At 49.0% G+C, this 18,391-nt stretch carries 13 protein-coding genes; all 13 read right to left on the minus strand.

Translation table 11 applies throughout. The features are described 5' to 3' along the window. Positions 1-17 precede the first annotated feature (17 nt). Complete coding sequence (gene gspE, locus QCB45_RS04915; protein WP_279419732.1) at positions 18-1,493, minus strand: type II secretion system ATPase GspE; 1,476 nt, start codon at positions 1,491-1,493, stop codon at positions 18-20. After that, positions 1,490-3,550 carry a type II secretion system secretin GspD gene (gene gspD / locus QCB45_RS04920; protein WP_279419733.1) on the minus strand — a complete coding sequence of 687 codons (2,061 nt, stop codon included), beginning with the start codon at positions 3,548-3,550 and terminating at the stop codon, positions 1,490-1,492. Before gspD ends, gspE begins: the two co-directional genes overlap by 4 nt. A 61-nt stretch (positions 3,551-3,611) precedes the next feature. Further along, positions 3,612-4,499, minus strand: coding sequence for a type II secretion system protein GspC (gene gspC / locus QCB45_RS04925; RefSeq protein WP_279419734.1), 888 nt, complete (start codon positions 4,497-4,499; stop codon positions 3,612-3,614). 444 nt (positions 4,500-4,943) lie between these two features. After that, positions 4,944-5,261 carry a hypothetical protein gene (locus tag QCB45_RS04930; protein WP_279419735.1) on the minus strand — a complete coding sequence of 106 codons (318 nt, stop codon included), beginning with the start codon at positions 5,259-5,261 and terminating at the stop codon, positions 4,944-4,946. A gap of 347 nt (positions 5,262-5,608) precedes the next feature. Continuing rightward, positions 5,609-6,970: a type III glutamate--ammonia ligase gene (gene glnT / locus QCB45_RS04935; RefSeq protein ID WP_279419736.1), complete on the minus strand. Its 1,362-nt coding sequence runs from the start codon at positions 6,968-6,970 to the stop codon at positions 5,609-5,611. A 20-nt stretch (positions 6,971-6,990) separates the two neighbouring features. Next, positions 6,991-7,758, minus strand: coding sequence for a creatininase family protein (locus QCB45_RS04940; RefSeq protein WP_279419737.1), 768 nt, complete (start codon positions 7,756-7,758; stop codon positions 6,991-6,993). A gap of 177 nt (positions 7,759-7,935) precedes the next feature. Next, positions 7,936-8,916: an ABC transporter substrate-binding protein gene (locus tag QCB45_RS04945; protein ID WP_279419738.1), complete on the minus strand. Its 981-nt coding sequence runs from the start codon at positions 8,914-8,916 to the stop codon at positions 7,936-7,938. Between the two features lie 188 nt (positions 8,917-9,104). After that, entirely contained in the window at positions 9,105-9,959 is an 855-nt protein-coding gene (locus QCB45_RS04950; RefSeq protein ID WP_279419739.1) for a DMT family transporter, read from the minus strand. Positions 9,960-9,995: 36 nt separating this feature from the next. After that, positions 9,996-10,838, minus strand: a complete 843-nt coding sequence (locus QCB45_RS04955; RefSeq protein WP_279419740.1) for a sugar phosphate isomerase/epimerase — start codon at positions 10,836-10,838, stop codon at positions 9,996-9,998. A 5-nt stretch (positions 10,839-10,843) separates the two neighbouring features. Continuing rightward, positions 10,844-11,626, minus strand: coding sequence for an N-acyl homoserine lactonase family protein (locus tag QCB45_RS04960; protein ID WP_279419741.1), 783 nt, complete (start codon positions 11,624-11,626; stop codon positions 10,844-10,846). Between the two features lie 34 nt (positions 11,627-11,660). Next, positions 11,661-12,668: a fatty acid desaturase gene (locus QCB45_RS04965; protein ID WP_279419742.1), complete on the minus strand. Its 1,008-nt coding sequence runs from the start codon at positions 12,666-12,668 to the stop codon at positions 11,661-11,663. Positions 12,669-12,949: 281 nt separating this feature from the next. Further along, positions 12,950-14,770, minus strand: coding sequence for an allophanate hydrolase (gene atzF / locus QCB45_RS04970; RefSeq protein ID WP_279419743.1), 1,821 nt, complete (start codon positions 14,768-14,770; stop codon positions 12,950-12,952). Continuing rightward, positions 14,760-18,368 carry an urea carboxylase gene (gene uca / locus QCB45_RS04975; RefSeq protein WP_279419744.1) on the minus strand — a complete coding sequence of 1,203 codons (3,609 nt, stop codon included), beginning with the start codon at positions 18,366-18,368 and terminating at the stop codon, positions 14,760-14,762. Before uca ends, atzF begins: the two co-directional genes overlap by 11 nt. Between the last annotated feature and the right edge of the window lie 23 nt (positions 18,369-18,391).

Consider the following 18,391-nt stretch of genomic DNA (forward strand, 5'->3'; position numbering starts at 1 on the left):
TCCGTCTTCAAAAAGCGTTAGTTCTGGGTAACGCGCAATACTTCTTCCAGACTGGTTTCACCGCTCAAAACTTTATCCAAGCCACTTTCCAGCAACGATTTGGAATCCTTATGCACATAACGCTCGATATCCAACTCGGATTCGTCCGCATGAATCATCTGGCGAACCTGATCGTCAATCGTGACCAGTTCATATAATCCCATACGTCCCTGATACCCGGTATGCTGACAGTGATCACAGCCGACATGCTGATAGATCAAGGCCTGATCGACACCCAAGGTTTCGCACTCTGCAGAATCAGCCTGATGCTCCTGCTTACAATGAGGGCACAATCTTCTCACCAGACGCTGAGCCAAAACACCAATCAAACTGGATGACAGTAAAAACGGCTCAATGCCCATATCCCGCAAACGGGTAATCGCACCTACGGCGGTATTGGTATGCAGGGTCGATAAAACCAAGTGTCCGGTCAACGAAGCCTGAACTGCAATCTCCGCCGTCTCGATATCACGAATCTCACCAATCATCACCACATCCGGATCTTGACGCAGAATCGCACGCAGTCCTTTAGCAAACGTCATATCGGCTTTAGTATTGACCTGTGTCTGGCTGATGCCGTCGATGTTGTATTCGACCGGATCCTCAACCGTCATAATATTGCGCTGGGTATCGTTCAGGCGACTCAGTCCCGCATACAGAGTTGTCGTCTTACCGGAACCGGTCGGCCCGGTTACCAGAAAAATGCCGTGCGGCTTATTCAACAACTTCTGGATGCCGGCATAAATCGGTTCGGACAACCCAAGTTGATTCAAATTCAAACGCCCGGCACTCTTGTCCAACAGACGCATTACCACCCTCTCTCCAAAGCTGGACGGAATAGTCGAAACACGCAAATCCACGGCACGGCCACCCAGCTTCAAGGCAATACGACCGTCCTGCGGCAAACGTTTTTCCGCAATGTCTAAACGCGCCATGACTTTGATACGGGAAACCAACATGCTTCCGATACCCGGCTTGGGTGTCAGTACCGTACTCAACCGTCCGTCGATACGGAAGCGGATTCGTAACTGGCTTTCAAATGGTTCGATATGCACATCGGACGCATTGGCACGAATCGCTTCGGCCAGAATCGCATTCAACAACTTGATGACCGGCGCATCATCGGCACTGTTCAGCAAATCTTCCGGTTCGCCCAATTCGGCAACGACACTTGCAAGGTCTTCATTCTCGAACTCGTCGATCGTAGCAATCGAACTCTGACCGCTTCCGGCATAGGCGGATTGAAGCTTGCGTTCAAACGTTTGCTCATCAAGTTGCTGGAAAACGATGTCGCACTGCTCCGCCTTCTCGGCCTGTTCGACTCTACGCTGCAGTTCCAAAAAGGCCGATGTTGGAGTTTTCTGAGTGTAGAAAACCCCGACACGACCATCTTCCAGCGGCGTCATCACCACTTCGTTGGTACGGGCAAACGAAAAAGCCAGTTCGGTGTTCATAGATCTCTCTCAAGCATCGATTCGGTCGACATACTGGTCACGGACGACTTGGACTCTTCTTTATCCTTCTTGGCACTGTCTTGAGAACCGTATGGCGTCGCTGGCTCCATCTTTTTCCATTGTTCAATACTCGGCAAACGAGGACGCAGGCCATTCAACAGCTCGGAATCATACTTGTTCACCAAATGATCCTGCTCTTTCTGGATCTGAGTATATTTCTTATGGCTGTAGTAATCGCTGGTCGCACGATCACGCACAATGACCGGTCGAAGGAAGATCATCAGATTAACCTTTTCACGCTCGTTCTGTTTAGAACGGAACAAAGCGCCCAGACCTGGGATATCACCCAACCCAGGCACTTTGGAAACCACTTCGTTTTCACGTTCCTGAATCAACCCCCCCAATACGATGACGTTACCGTCACCAACAATAACGCGTGTTTTAATCTGACGCTTTGATGTCTGAACATCGACCGCTTCCGCCTTCGGAATGACATCTGAAATCTCCTGATCGATATCCAGATAGATTTCATCACCTTCATTAATTTGCGGTTTGACCTTAAGCTTCAAACCGACATCCTTACGCTGTATGGTAGTGAACGGGTTGCTGACACTGGTGGTGGTACTGGTATAACTTCCTGTCTGGAAAGGTACTTCCTTACCAACCACGATTTCGGCTTCCTCGTTATCCAATGTCACCAAAGACGGCGTGGCCAGAATATTTGCGTTGGTATCGCTGTTTAACGCACGGATCAAAGCTCCCCAACCGTAACCATTGGATTCGATTTCGCCCAACCCCGTCGTCACACCACGTCCAATTGCGGATACCTGTGTCGCTACATCTCCACTTAACAATGCAGGAATGGTGCCAGAGAAATTAACCAGTCCGCCGCCGTTCGGTCCATTCGCCCCCCATTCAACGCCAAGTTCTGCGGCCTTGGTTTCGGTCAACTCGACAAAAATCGCCTCAATCAACACCTGTGCACGGCGTACATCCAACTGTTTAACCACGTCTTTCAGCGCGTTGACCATGGCCGGTGGTGCACTGATGACCAAGGCATTCATTCGTTCATCGGCTTCGATACTGATGCGTTCCTGAAGATCTTTTTTATCCTTACTTCCGGAAGATTGAGTGACCACTGCAGCAGCCTGCGCGCCTTCGGCAGGCGCCGCCACGTCACCCATCGAAATCTGACTGCCGTCATCGCTCAACAAAAGCGAACGGTTCGTAGAAAGATTCTGTAATACCGGAACCAAATCCTTGGCCTTGGCGTAGTGCAGATAAATCACCTGGACACGTCCTTGCGTTGGGACCTGCACATCCAGATCCGCCACCATCGTACGCAGCATCATACGTTTGGCTTCGTCCCCAACCAGAATAACCCGGTTGGAACGTTCGTCATAACTGACTCTGGCACCGGTTGAGCCCGCGCCTTTCGGTAAAATGTTTCTTAACGTCTTGGCCACTTCTTCCGCAGAAGCGTGCTTCAATTCAATAATTTCATATCCGCTTTGCGTGTCCACATCCACACGCGCCAACACTTTCTTGATACGTTTGATATTGGCGATCGTATCCGTGACGATCAGTTTATTGCTCTCCGCCAAAGCGACCAGATGCCCCTCTTTGGCGACCAACGGACGCAACACGGCAACCAACTTGGAAGCGGAGACATTCTTTACCGTGATGACTTCCGACACCCAAGCTTCATTGCCTTCACCCGGCAAACGGTAAGGCAGCTGATCTCGAGCTAAATTAGCGGGAACGATCTTAATAACGTTATCACTTGGAATGGCGGTATAACCATGGACATTCAGGATGGTCAGAAGGGTTTCATAAAGCGCATCCGGCGCCATCGGTTCGGGAGCAATCAGAGTAACTTTACCTTTGACGCGCGGATCAATCACGAAATTATGCCCTGTGATCTTGGCGACTGCCTCAATCACGGTGGAGATGTCTGCGTCTTTGAAGTTCTGTTTCAACCCTTCCGCCGCATAAGCTGAATTCGCCGGCAACAACATGGCGGAAACCACCATCATGCTTGCCAATCCAAATGACATTACTATCGTTCTTAACTTATTCATCATCATCCCATTTGTCTTCGTTCGATGCGGAAACGCATCAATATAAATCTACTGAAAGATCAACCAACTGCCCGCCACGCTCAACCGTGAGGTAGAAATGGCTCTCATTCAAAAAAGCTTGCCAGAGACTCGGTTCTTGCGCCATCTCATTAATCGTTCGCCCGTTAATCGACTTAAGCAAATCTCCTGCCTTAAATCCGATTTCTTTAAAAAGTTCCGGCTCGGCCTTTGGCCAAATCTTGACCGAGACCCATTTACCACCTTCATTAATCGGCTGAAAACGAATGTATTTGGAAATGCTTACCGGATTGCTACGCAGGTTCTCGCCAATCTGTCTCAACGATTCTTTATGTGCCGAACTCATAGCCGGAGAGGCCTGCTGGGTTTTCGATGAAGGACCGGCTTTCTCAAACAAGTTCGATCCGCCCTCTTCCATCATCAATTTTTCCCGTTTTCCTCGATTCAGAATAATGACCTGATCCGAAAACACCTTAAGAAGATCCACGCCACTCATGATCTCTTCACCTTCACCAACTACCAAGGTCTTGCCCGAAGATTCGATTATCGCCACGCCTTTGCCTTCGGTCGCAATTGCACCAACCAGTTTCAAACGTAAACGACTGGCATCCACTTCGGAGGGAGACAAGCCATCATCGGCCACACCGGCCGGTTGTACCAACTCCACTTCCGGTTTGCCAAACAATAAAGATTCATCCCCGCGAACCTTGACGGCCTTCTGAGGAGCAATGGATATTTGAGGTAAGGTAGGAGTCTCAACCACATTCAGTCTGGCACTTACGAGCACACCTGTCTGCCAAGCCAATAACACCAGCAGAAGATACGTCATCCATTTAGCTAGAGAGGGGGTGTTTACAAACGTTCGAAGAGAGGAAACCAAATTGACCATAGATGCAGACGGATTCACTGTATATAACCTTATAGAAAGTACTATTGTAAACCAGATACCATTCTAGCTCACCTCAAACTTGTTTATAGTTTTATGACAAAAAAAATGATGAAAAACAGGGGAATTATTCTTAACTTCAATTCACCGACAGTCACAACTGACATACACGCCCATCAACTCCATCCAAACAACACCGCATGGCTTTAAATACAAGGCCCAAACTTGCCTAACGTGTCAATTCTCAATAAATAAGTTATTAAAAATGGCACGTTACGGTTTAAGCATTGCTAGACGATATTACATTTGAATTCACTTTAATCAACCGGAGAACTTCATACGAGAAGGCGGAAGGAACTTCATTGTACAGATAAGATATCACGAACGTAAAAAAGCCCCGCAATAGAAAAATTGCAGGGCAAGATTACAATAAAATTAATTTTTAAAAAATTAAAATGCAACGTTTTACTGATCGAGCTTTCTTAAACTCGCCACTTCAGTATCCAGCAATTTTTGATCTTTTTTAAATTTCATTTTACACACTCTAAAGTCGTCTTTTTTTGCCCCAGTCTGGATACACATTTGATATCTTTGAATCGCTTGAGCCCTTTTGAAATGAGACTGGATTTCTACTTGCATCAAGTTTTGTGACTTAGCCAGAAGCTCCATTTGCTCTTGAATCAACATTTGACGATCATCCTTCTGCGGACTAGCGATAGCGCTACTTGATAGAGTTAAACCGAACATGGTTGCGCTGACGGCTATAAAAGCTATTTTTTTCATTCATTGCGTCCTTAATTTATACTGGTTAGTTAAAAAACCCGGGTTAAAAACAGCCTGAGCCATGAATACCAAAGAGACCAGATACAGCCTTCAATGAAATACTACCAAAAACTTTATACGCAATACTACTAAGTAATTTTTACGCCAAATCAATGCTATTTATATAAGCTTTAGCTTAAACTTATTTAGATTTAGCAAGAAGTAAATAGAGCTGAGATAAACACCCAGAAAAATCCAAACGCCGAGCATCACCGAGCATCACATTAAGCGGTTCATCAATTACTGGGATCCACATACAAAAAAAGCGGCCATAATGGCCGCTTTTAACAATCAAACGATTATCACACTTAGAACATGTGGCTGTATCGCTTGATTTCCCATGCAGAAATCGTACGGTGGTACTCTTCCCATTCCATGGTTTTGTACTTGACGAATTCGTCCTTAAGTCCTTTCCCAAGCACTTCTTCAACAAACGGATCACTGTCGAACGCTTCAACCGCTTCTGCAAGGTTCTGAGGCAGGAATTCGATTCCTTTTTCAGCCAACTGCTCTTCGGTATACTCGTACAAGTTCTCTTCCTGAGCCTGGCCCGGATCCAACTTCTCACGAATCCCTTGAAGACCGGCTGCCAATACCAAGGCTGCTGCCAAATAAGGGTTAACAGCACCATCAGCGTTACGAGATTCAAAACGCCCACCGCCCATCGGAACACGTACCGAGTTAGTACGGTTATTGGAGCCGAACGAGTTGAATACCGGCGCCCAAGAGAAAGTCGCCATCGCACCCTGTCTGACCAAACGCTTATAACTGTTGACCGTCGGTGAGAACACGGCACACAGTGCCGGACCGTGCTTCAACACACCGGCGATGAACTGATAACCGATTTCGGTCAAACCTAATCCGCGTGGATCGTCTTTAGGATCACACTTGAAGACGTTGTCTCCAGTCTCTTTGTCGAACAAAGACATATTGAAGTGTGCACCGTTACCAGTCTTATCCGCGAAAGGCTTAGGCATAAAGGTCGCCAATAGCCCTTCTTCTTGAGCGTAATGCTTCGCCATGTAACGGAAGAAAATGAAACGGTCACACATCGTCAAGGCATCGCTGTACTGGAAGTCAAACTCATACTGACCGTTGGCATCTTCGTGATCCAGCGAGTACAAATCCCAACCCAGATCATTAATGGTGGTCGCCATCTTGTCCAACCAAGTGAAACGGTTCATGAAGCTGCGCACGTCATAACAAGGCTTGACCAACTTATCGTCCTTATCCGGTACAGACAAAGAACCGTCTTCTTCCTCTTTCAGAACGAACAACTCACACTCGATACCCAAATTGAAACCGAAGCCCATCTCTTCCGCTTCCGCCAACACTTTCTTCAGTGCGACACGGGTATTGATTTCATACGGCTCGCCATGCAACGTGTTGTCCGCCGCCATCCAAGCCACTTCAGGCTGCCAAGGCAGCTGGATCAAACTATCCAGATCCGGAACCGATGCAATCTCGTCTTCGTTAGGCTCCTGACCCAAACCGTCTAGCGCATAACCGGTATACAGCTCAGAACCCTTAACCATGTGATCAAGATGCTCGATCGGCACGAATTTCCCTTTTGGAATACCATGGATGTCAACATAAGCACCGATACAATATTTAACTCCCGCTGCCTGTAATTTACGTTTCGTATCTTCTACATCAAATTTACTGTTCATATCTGTCTCTCAACCTTCTTTCAACTTTTAACTTTTTCAAAATAACCGTGTGCCAAAGGCGGCTCTTCCTGCATACCCTTCGTCACAACTCCACTTAAATCTTCTACCATCCAGGCGAACAGTTCTTCGCCCTTCTCTACACTTGCTAGACTCGGCTTGCCCGTAACGCCATTCAGACTGGTACGGTTGACCGGATGCGAAAACACGCACTCTTCGGTTCGATCCGGATCGTCACTGTCTTTCAGTCGATCCTCCCGAACCAACTCCGGCGCTACCGCCATCATCAACGAGGTTTCCGCTTCATTGGCATGCCAATCGTCGGCATCTTCGAAATGCCTCTGCTTAACACGCTCACTGATTGAAGCCGAATTAATGATCGCGACCATGAAGTCGTCGTGCTCCGCTCGCAACATCTCCAACGCACAGCGCAAAGGCGCAAAATTGGAAACGTGGCTATTCAGCAGAAACAGTCGTTTAAAACCGGAAGCATAAACCCAGTCACCTATCTCTTTGATCACATCAATCATGGTTTTAGGCTGTAAGGCAATTGTTCCAGGCCAGCGTCGTGAGTGCCCGATCGAGCATCCGTAAGGTAAAGTCGGCAATAAAGCGATTTGGGTATTCTCGGCTACTTTGAGACCCAGTTGATGGGCAATCTCCGTATCCATGCCGCAACCCAAATGAGGGCCATGCTGCTCGGTTGCTCCGATTGGCAATAAGGCCGCATCCATGTTTGAGTCGACTAGCTTGCCGACCTCTTCCCATGTCATTTGATGCCATTGATTCATACTGTTCTCCCCGCTCTTCTGTGAGCAATAAAATCAAGATACACCTAACCACACAACCTCCATAAGGTCGTCAGGTACATCATGCTTTTGGGGTTAATAGGAGTAAGCCGTCGTGAGAACCACGACGACTGGATTAAGAAAATATTTAAGCTAAAAGCTTTACTTCAAACCCTGGGATTATTTCAAGCCCATTGTGATTGAAGGATCGATATAAGCATCAACGCTCTGCGGTGTATCGTAGACCTTGTTGGCGATGTTAAAGTCGTCAGAGATCTTGGTAGAACCGTAAATAGAGTCGAATCCGTCGCCTTTCTTGAAGTGCGCTTTTGCTTCTTCCAAAGTCAGGATCTTAGTACCGTCGATGAACTGCTTGTACTCATCGGCAGACAAACCAACACGTGACGCCATGATTGCGATCGCATCCGCTTGAGTCTTAGGATCCTTGATATAGTCAACCGCTTCATACCAAACCTTGGCAACCTTTTCCCAGTCCGCACGACGAGAAGCCAAGCTGCTCGGAGAAACCGCCAACAAGTCATAGATCAAACCAGGTTCGTTCTTACTGGTGTAGATCGCTTTAGAACCAGGAACCAACTGCAATGCAGAACCGGAACTTGGCTGCCAAGCAACGATCGCATCAACCTGACCGGAAGCCAGAACCTGAGGCGTTTCGTTTGTAGGTACGTTTACCAATTCAACATCCGCTTCGGTCATACCGTTCTTTTCAAGTGCATTCAAAAGCAACAAGTGACTTACGAAACCTACTTCAACACCTACTTTCTTACCGGCCAGGTCCTTAACGGAATTGATACCCGGCGCACCGATAACCATATCGTTACCGTTACTGTAGTCGTTCATGATGATCATAACGCTTTTCGCACCGGTTGCCCCCGTTACCAAAGCGTCACCGTTCGTCATACCAACCGCGTCGATCTGACCAGCTGCGAAAGCGTCCATAGAAGCCACGTAGTCGAACCATTCGAATTGAACGTCCACACCTTCTTTTTCAAACATCTTTTTCTCAACAGCTACTTCCCAAGCAACCCAGCCAGGCCAGTCACTGTATCCAATTTTCAATGGTTCTGCACTTACAGACATCGCTTGAGCTGAAAGAAACAATCCAGCCAAAGCACCTAGAATTTTTTTGCCACCCAACATAATCGTACCTCCTAAAAAATTATTACGATTTACACAAAAGGTAATAATTAGTAATCAGTTTACATGCCAACATGAATAAAAAACCTTTAAAAACAACATGTAACGCATTTTTTAAGACTTTTTCACTTAAATTAACCCGAAAAAAATTGTCCAAATTGGTTCAAAAAGCCACATTGGTGCGAAAAAAACTATTTCGCCCTGCGCGCTTCAATAAATGCCGCCAACAAAATCAGACTTCCGCCAACCATTTCGACCGACGCCATCGTCTCTCCAAGGATCAGACTGGCTGAAACGACCGCCGTCACCAACTCCATGATAACGATAATAGAAGAGCGTCCCGTCTCCATATGCGTGACGGCCCACTGGGTTCCGAAATTCGCCACCATCATCCAGACCGCGGCGTACAAAAATAGAACTCCCCAGGATTCCCAATCCTGATTCATATTAACCGCTTCACCCTGAAATGCGACCACGCTACCCGCAAGTACCGACGCCCCCAAAAACATCGATGTTAATTTGAGTCTTACCGGTACGTTCTGCGAAGCCCTGAACACCACATTGTTCATCGCAAACAGAAATCCGGACATTAGAGCCAGAACATCAATCCATGAAGGCGGCGTAATGAAGGCATTGAATCCGCCCACGATCAAAAAGGCACCGATAATGGCCAGCCCCACACCTAACCAACGCCAGTTATCGACCTGTTCACGCAAAAAAATACGGCCGCCCAACACGCCCCAAATCGGAACCAGATAAAACAACACCATCACTCGAATGACGTCACCGTAAATCAAAGCGGTATTAAAAGCCAACTGAGCGCCGCCGCCCAACAGAGCAACACCCACTAACGCTTTCCAGTTACTGGTTACAAAACGACGCTGCCCCCAAACAAAAGGTACAATCAATACAAACATTAACAGATAGACGAACATCGTCAGCGGAATGCCGTCAAACCCTAATTGATTTAGATATTTAAGAGGTAACCAGGTCAACCCCCAAAGAATGGAGGCACCAAAAAGCACCACCACAGGCAAAGCGTTCATACTCTTTCCTTATCGAATGGAATAATTAAAAACGGACTATCGTTTTGAGAAGTTCTCGAAATGCGCTCTTTCGGTCCGCCCCATCCACTGGTTGATTTCCCAGAGATCGGCGACCGGCGCCTGAGTGAAAGGCAACAGATGCAGATAACCGTCCGGGCCGAATTCCGGCGTCATAGTCGTCAGCTCAGCCCCTGCATCTTGCTGGGTCTGCCACACCAAAGACCAAACGGCCTGGTGCGAATGCAAGGCATTGGCATATTCAGGTGCAGCAGGATGCGGCACCTGAGGCCCTTGATCATATCCAACCCTCGCATGAATGTGTTTGACCTGAGGTAAAATCGTTTCGATGACGGAGATTTCCGAATCCATCAAACGCTCACAGACCGCACACCAATGACTGATATCCAGCGTGAAACGCATCTCCGGAATCGCCTCGGCAATGCGCCGCGTCACCCAAGGGTTGAACAACGAACGGCTGCGATGCGTCTCGAAATTGATTGGTAAATCGTAACTGTCCGCCAGAGCGATGGCCGCCTTGAAAAAATCGATACTCTCGCTTTCCGGCCAAGCGTCATAGCCGCCGATACACGTCGCAAACAAAGGATTCAAAGGCAAGCTGTTCTCAATGCCTTCTTTAATATCGCGCAGATGCTGTTCCGGTGTGGCGTTGGCATGCGGCACATAATCGCCTCCGGTCACGATTTCCGCAATGTAATCCAGACCGGCCTGCTCAAAAGCTGCTGACCATCTCGATTGTGTCGGCGTATCGGATGGCGCCCGTCCTTCGATTCCTTGAAACCCGGCTTCGATTGCTTGCGCAACCGCCTGTTCAATCGGTAAGTCACACCCCCAAAGGGTTTTAAAGATTTTAAGTTGCATCGCAATCACTCAAAGAAGTTCGGGAAAACGTTATGTTTCTTGAAGAATTCCATATCGTGGTTAGGCCATAAGTTCGCACCGGTTTCCAGACCAAGCTGTTTCAGCTTCTGAATACTCTCAATCGCCAAGTCGTCACGATCCTGCCAACACAATCCCGGTGCAATCTCTTGCTCCAGGTTTTCGGTCAAATCCGCTGCGTCCCCTGCTAATAGAATCGGAGAACCTTTAGGCAGCTCGATCAGCATCGACATGTGCCCAGCGGTGTGTCCCGGTGTCTCGATTGCACGAACCCCCTCAATCAAGTCGTACTCGCCAGTCTGGATTTTCCAGTTCAACGGCATGGAGAAATCCTCAGCAAAATAGGCATCGTCCGCAGGTTGTTTCGCCGCTTCCAATTCACGTTGGTGTACGTGAACGTCGGCATGACAGAATTCACATAGACCTCCGGCATGGTCAAAATGCAGATGACTACAGAACACCAGATCCACATCCAAAGGCGACAAACCTAAAATCTCAAGTTTGTTCGGCAAACGTTGCTCTTCGGTCATTTCAGGCGGCCCAAACGGAAACGCCTCGTTCTCATAATAATGTTTACGCTGCTCTTGCTCTTTGATCTTGTGATAATCACATCCCACGTCAAACAGGATGCGGCCATTATTGGTTTCAATCAAATACGCCAGAATCGGTGCATCGATAAACGTCCCCTCTCCCTTGTTGCGTGTCGAAAGAGTCTTTTCATAATGGTGTGTACCGGTCAGAATCGGCCAAAACTTCTTTACTTGTGTCATATCCTTATCCTTTGAAACCGTTGATACGGCGCACTTAGTGCGCCGTCAGAAAAGAGACGCCGTCCACACCGATAAAGGTCTCACCTTCATCGTGTTTAACGTCAAGATTGATTGGGTCCGCATTCAGGATTCTCGGAACCCGGTAACGGTGATAACTTTTAATCAGATGTCTGAGCGTCAAAACCTGGCGTTCGTCATGGCCATACATCTGCTCATGCAGGCGTCGCAAGCGATACCAGGGTTGAGCCTGTTGATCGTGGTGCACATTGTGGTAACAGAAATTCAGCACGAAAAGGTTCAACCACGGATAACGTTCCGACAACAAATTTGAATAGGTGTTGTGATGCTCAAACTCACGATCCCTCAACTTGGCTTCCGGACCGCGCTTTTGATCTAGAGTTTCGAACAGTTCATAAGTGTGCTGGTGCACATCCATGAAACGCATCACCGTCAGGAACAACATATAAGCAACTGGATAAAGAATCAGCACCTTCAAGGAAACAGACGCCAATCCGATAAAGAACAGGCCTCTCAGAATGATAAACAAGACAACTCGTCCACGACGTTGTTTGCGGCTTGGCTTCACGAAAGGTAATACGATCACCAAGGCATGCATCATAATTTCCAGTGCCGGAATATAGAACCACTCCAACAACCGGATCAGTTTAAGCGTCTTGGGATACTGCAACAGGCGGGTACGGAAATCGAAGGAGACGATATCGGCACGGTCGCTGTGATGACGGTTGTGCTTGTGCTTGATATCCTCAAAACTGCTGTAGCTGGAACCGCACACCCAAAGCAGCAGCTCGCTGTACCAGCGATTGTATCGACGATCTTTGAACAGACTCTCATGCGCGCATTCATGAATCAGGTAAGCGGCGATCACCATACTATGCGCCACCAGAACGACACCGATGACATTGAGGACCATTAAATCCGAGACCAGACCGTAAAAACCGAAGCCATAACCGAACAGCACATAGCCCAACGCCATCACGTTCGGCCACAAGGCATCGTCATAACGAAACAGTGACTTGAACACTTTTTCACCCCTTCAAAAGCATCGGCGGGTCGTCCCGCAATCACAATTCAAATACCGGGCCGTCCCGATACGTCATTCTCACTCTAAATTTCTTGCGGCTTTCATCCAGCACTAGTAAAAAATGCTTTCCCTAAATAAACGGCAAAGCCTAAACGACAATAGCCCGAACGGATCGGGCTGAATCGAATCAAACGGTTACATCTCACCAAAACTTACGAACCCGCAAAGTGAACAGGCCTGTTCACTTTACGAAACACGCAAATCCGGCGTGTAATTCAAACCTAATCCTGCGGGCGCACCTTCATCCAGTTACGCCAACCGCCGTGTTCGGTAATCTCTCTGGCTCCGACTACGCCGTTCGGCTCGCAGATGAAACCGACCACTTCCGACCCATCTTCCAGCTCTACTTTCCCAAGCCCTAAAGGCGAAGGAATCAGCGCCAGGAAACTGCCCAAATGCTCTTTCGGCATCGCCCAGACTTCCAATTCAATCGACGCGCCTGCCGAACCGTCGGTTTTCACCAGGCCTGGTTTCAAGATCGGACGGCTGCTCAATTCAAAGAACTGGTACTTCGGTGCCGTTTTAGTCACTTTCAGAAGTTTCGCACCACGCTCGATCAACTGTCCGTTCAACGGGAATCCGGTCAAGTGTGCGCCAACAACCGCCAACGGAATCGACTTGTCGTCCACCGTCATGTCAGCCGACTGGATCGGACTGCGATTAACCGCGGCAAAGTCCACAAATTCACCATGCCACTGTTTGGTAAGGTTAAGCAACTTATTGTCACTGCCCGCCGGGGCAAACAAAGTGATACCGCAAGGCATACCGTCTTCACGGAAACCGGTCGGCATCGCCACCGCACTGTAATCCAGCAGGTTCATGAAATTAGTGTAAGTGCCCAGAGCACTGTTCAGTGCAACCGGTTCTTTCTGAACCTCTTCGATCTTGAAGATGGTTGGCGTGGTCGGTGTCACAAAACAGTCGATCTCGTTCCAGATCGATTCGGTCTGTCTGATGGCATCCTGCAACTGGTAAGCGCCGCGGTATGCATCCGCCGCGCTCAAATCGCAAGCGGAACGGATAATCCCTTCCACGGTCGGATCCATGTCTTTCGGATCGGACTCGATAAATTCGGCAATCGCCGCATAACGCTCAGCAACCCAAGCTCCACCATAAAGCAATTTAGCCGTTTCCAGCCAAGGCGTGAAATCGATCTCTTTGACCTCATACCCCAGCTTTTTAAGTGTTTCGACACTCTGCTTGAAATTGGCTTCCGCCTGAGTATCGCCGTAGAAAACCAGACTTTGCGCATCCGGAATCCCGATAACCGGTTTTGATCCCCAAGCCGGCACAGTCAAATCGGCCATGTCACGGCTGAACGAATCTTTCTCATCCTGTTTCGCCGCCACAGCGAACACCTTCTCGGCATCGACACTGTCCAAGGCAAAAATTGAAACGACGTCCTGCGACTTCACCGCAGGAACCACACCACGGGTACTCAACGCACCCTTGCTCGGTTTCAGACCCAATAGGTTATTGAAGGCGGCCGGTACACGACCCGAACCGGCGGTATCGGTTCCCAACGAGAAGCTACACAGACCCATCGCAACCGAAATTGCCGAACCGGAGCTGGAACCACCCGAGACGTAATCAAAATCGAAACTGTTGTGGCAAACGCCATAAGGAGAACGCGTTCCCACCAGGCCTGTCGCGAATTGATCCAAGTTGGTTTTACCCAATGGAATCGCACCGGCCTCGATCAATAAACGAACCACTTCCGCATCTTCGCTTGGCGTGAAGGCATAAGACGGACACGCCGCCGAAGTCGGTACGTTCGCCAAATCAATGTTATCTTTGATTGCGAACGGAACACCCCACAGCGGCTTGGCTTGGGGATCAAAGTCACCCAAGTTGTCCAGATAAGCCTGAATCTCATCGAACGACAACAGATGAATCCAGATGTTATATTCGGACAATTCGCCCGCCTTTTCATGCAAGGTTGCAAACAACTCTTGCGGCTTGAGCTTACCTTCAGCGTACTGCTTGTGCAGCTCACCGACATTCAATGCATATTGATTTTGAGCCTTATCATTAAGCTTCATTGTCCAACTCCAATACCATCAAACGCTGGCCGTTTTGAATCAAATCCCCTTCATTCACCAGAATTTCGGTGACCGTACCGTCCACTTCCGCTTCGATATGGATTTCGATCTTCATGGTTTCCAGGCTGGCGATGACGTCGCCCTCTTTCACTTTATCACCAGGGCGAACCGGAATCTTCCAAACGCTACCGGTGATTGGTGAAAGCGCGGCTTCAAATCCGTCCGGAATTTCCGCTTCCGGCTCACTGACCACTTCTTCCTGTCCGCTGCCGGACTCGTAATTCGCCTGTCCGTTCTCTTCCCAGCGCTGACGCTCTTCCTGGAAGGCCTGCTGCTGCTTGGCCTGGAACTCTTCGATCGACGAAGATTCGTTTTCCAGGAACTGCTGGTAATCCGCCAACGACAATTCGGTCTCTTCGATCTTGATATCAAAACGTCCCAACGGGAAGTCCTGACGCGCTTGTGTTAGCTCTTCATGCGAAACCGGATAGAACTTGATCTGATCGAAGAACTGCAACAACCATGGCTTTTCGGTATTGAAGAACGGCGTCTGATGATAAGCGTTCCAAACCTGGATGGTACGTCCTACGAACTGGTAACCACCCGGGCCTTCCATACCGTAGATACACATATAAGCCCCACCGATACCGACGGCGTTCTCCGGCGTCCAGGTACGGGCCGGATTATATTTGGTCGTGACCAGACGGTGACGCGGATCCAAAGGTGTCGCCACCGGCGCACCCAGATAAACGTCCCCCAGACCCATAACCAGATAGTTGGCATCAAAGACAATTTTCTTAACTTCTTCGATCGAATCCAGACCGTTGATACGACGAATGAACTCGATGTTACTCGGACACCACGGAGCATCCGGACGAACCGATTGAGTATATTTGTCGATCGCCAACTGCGTGCTTGGATCATCCCAAGACAACGGCAAATGAACGATACGGCTCTTCACAACCATGTCACTGCCGCTGGACAGTTGAGATTCAACTTCGTGAATCTGTTTCACAAGGTCAAGCTGAGAAACCTGTTTGGCATCGTAATGCACCTGAAGACTGCGAATCCCCGGCGTCAAATCAACGATGCAAGGCCACTCCAGCCCCTTCAGTTTTTCATACAACACCTGAGCACGGAAACGCAGGGCGATATCCAGCTCCATCTTACCGAATTCGATCAACAAGTTGCTGTCACCCGAACGGCGGTAACGGATACCAACTTCGTGTTGAGTGTCGTCCAATTCCATCAAGATACACGAGCTTTCTGTCGGCTCTTTCAGGAACGACATTTCAGGCAACAGTTTGAATTCGTCGATGAATCCTTCCAACGCCTTAAGCTGTTCTTCAGCGGTCTCTATTGAGACGGCCTTGAATTTAACCTTATCGCCCGGACGCAACTGCCCCATCTTCCATTGCTGTGCTTGGATAATGGTTGCAGGGCAGACGAAGCCACCTAAACTCGGACCGTCCTGAGCCAGGATAACCGGCATGTCTCCAGTAAAGTCGATCGCACCGATTGCATAAGGGTTATCGTGGATGTTGGACGGATGCAATCCGGCCTCACCACCGTCCTTACGTGCCCACTTAGGTTTCGGACCGATCAAGCGGATACCGGTACGGCTTGAGTTATAGTGCACTTCCCACTCGGTCGAGAAGAATGTCTCAATATCTTCGTCAGTGAAGAAGTCCGGCGCTCCCTGAGGACCGTAAGTGACCGCGATTTCGTATTCGTTGCCGTATTGCGGAACCAACTCCAGAGGAATGGCAGCAAACTCGGCACTCTTATCCAATTCGTGGATTGGCAATACGTCACCGGCACGCAACAAGCGCCCACCGTGACCACCGAAACCACCTAGCGAGAACGTAGTCTGACTGCCCATGTAATCCGGCACGTCAAAACCACCTTGAACCGCAATATAAGCGCGCTGACCGGCTTCTTTGATGACTTTAGACTTCAAAACCTGACCAGCCTTGACCGCAACCGGCTCCCACATGGCAATCGGCTCTTTATCCAAAGTCGGCTTGACGTCCGCACCAGTCAAACAGATGACCGTATCCTGATTGAATTTCAGGCTCGCGCCGGAAACCGTCATTTCGATCGTCGACGCTTCCAGGGCGTTACCCAAAGCGCGGTTCGCCAAACGGTGTGCCAAAGCATCCATCGGCCCGGAAGGCGGAACCCCGATGTCCCAGAAACCGGTACGGCCCGGGTAGCTGATGATCATCGAGTGCGTTCCCGGATTCAGGACTTCAATGGTAGAAGGCGTCGGCGCAAAACCGGCCAAGTATTTGGTATATAAATTTTTACCGCTCAAAAACTGAGGGTCTTTTGACAAGGCTGTCAAATAACGCACGTTGGTCTCGAAACCGTAAATTTTGGTTTCCTCCATCGCTTCCTGAAGCTTCTCGGTTGCTTCTTCACGGTCCGCTTCATGTACGATAATTTTCGCCAGCATCGGATCATAGTAAGAGCTGACTTCTTGCCCGCCTGTTACCCAGGTATCGACACGCACACCTTCCGGCATCTGCCATTTGGTAACCTTACCACTGCTAGGCTGGAAGTTTTTAGCCGGGTCTTCAGCGTAGACACGCACTTCGATCGCATGGCCTCTCGCCGGCTTAACAGCTTCCGGAAACTTATTGCTGTAGGCGATTTCCACCATCCATTGAACCAAATCAACGTCGCGAACCGCTTCAGTGATTCCGTGCTCTACCTGCAGACGCGTGTTTACTTCCAAGAAGTAATATTCATTGGTATCGCCGTCATAAACATATTCGACCGTACCGGCGGACTGGTAGGAAACCGACTCACCTAAACGAATCGCATCGTATTCCATTGATTCGACCAGATCACGATCGATGTCGACGACTGGTGTTTCTTCGACCACTTTCTGGTTACGGCGCTGTAAAGAACAGTCACGCTCACCGAACGATACAACGTTGCCTCGTCCGTCACCGAAGATCTGAATTTCGATATGGCGTGCATTTGTCACGAATTTTTCAAGGAATACGCCGTTCTGACCGAAGGCGTTCTGACTCATGCGCACGACTTGCTCAAAGGCGTCATCCAATTCCTGGGAATTATGGCACTTCTGCATCCCGATTCCGCCGCCACCCGCGGTACTTTTCAACATAACCGGATAACCGATACGCTCGGCTTCTTCCAGCGCCTCTTCCTTGCTATCCAACAGGTCGGAACCAGGCAGCAGAGGCACCTTACTCTTGATCGCAAGCTCACGAGCCGTGTGTTTCAGACCAAAGTCACGAATATGATCCGGGCTCGGACCGATAAAGGTGATGCCGCTTGCTTCACACATTTCCGCAAATGAAGCGTTTTCACTCAAAAAACCGTAACCCGGGTGGATTGCATCCACATTCAAGCGTTTGGCTTCTTCCAAAATCAATGGGACATTCAGATAAGTCTCGGTCGCCGTCGCGCCCTTCAACAAGATAACTTCGTCCGCCATCTGCACATGCAACGAACCCTGATCCACTTCGGAAGCCAGCGCTACCGAACGGATATTCATCTTCTTCAGAGTTCTCATGATGCGCGTCGCAATGGCACCGCGGTTTGCTACTAATACCTTTGAAAACATTACCTTTCTCTCTTTTTGCTTCT

This window comes from Thiomicrorhabdus sp. ZW0627 (assembly GCF_029767005.1).
Lineage (GTDB): Bacteria > Pseudomonadota > Gammaproteobacteria > Thiomicrospirales > Thiomicrospiraceae > Thiomicrorhabdus.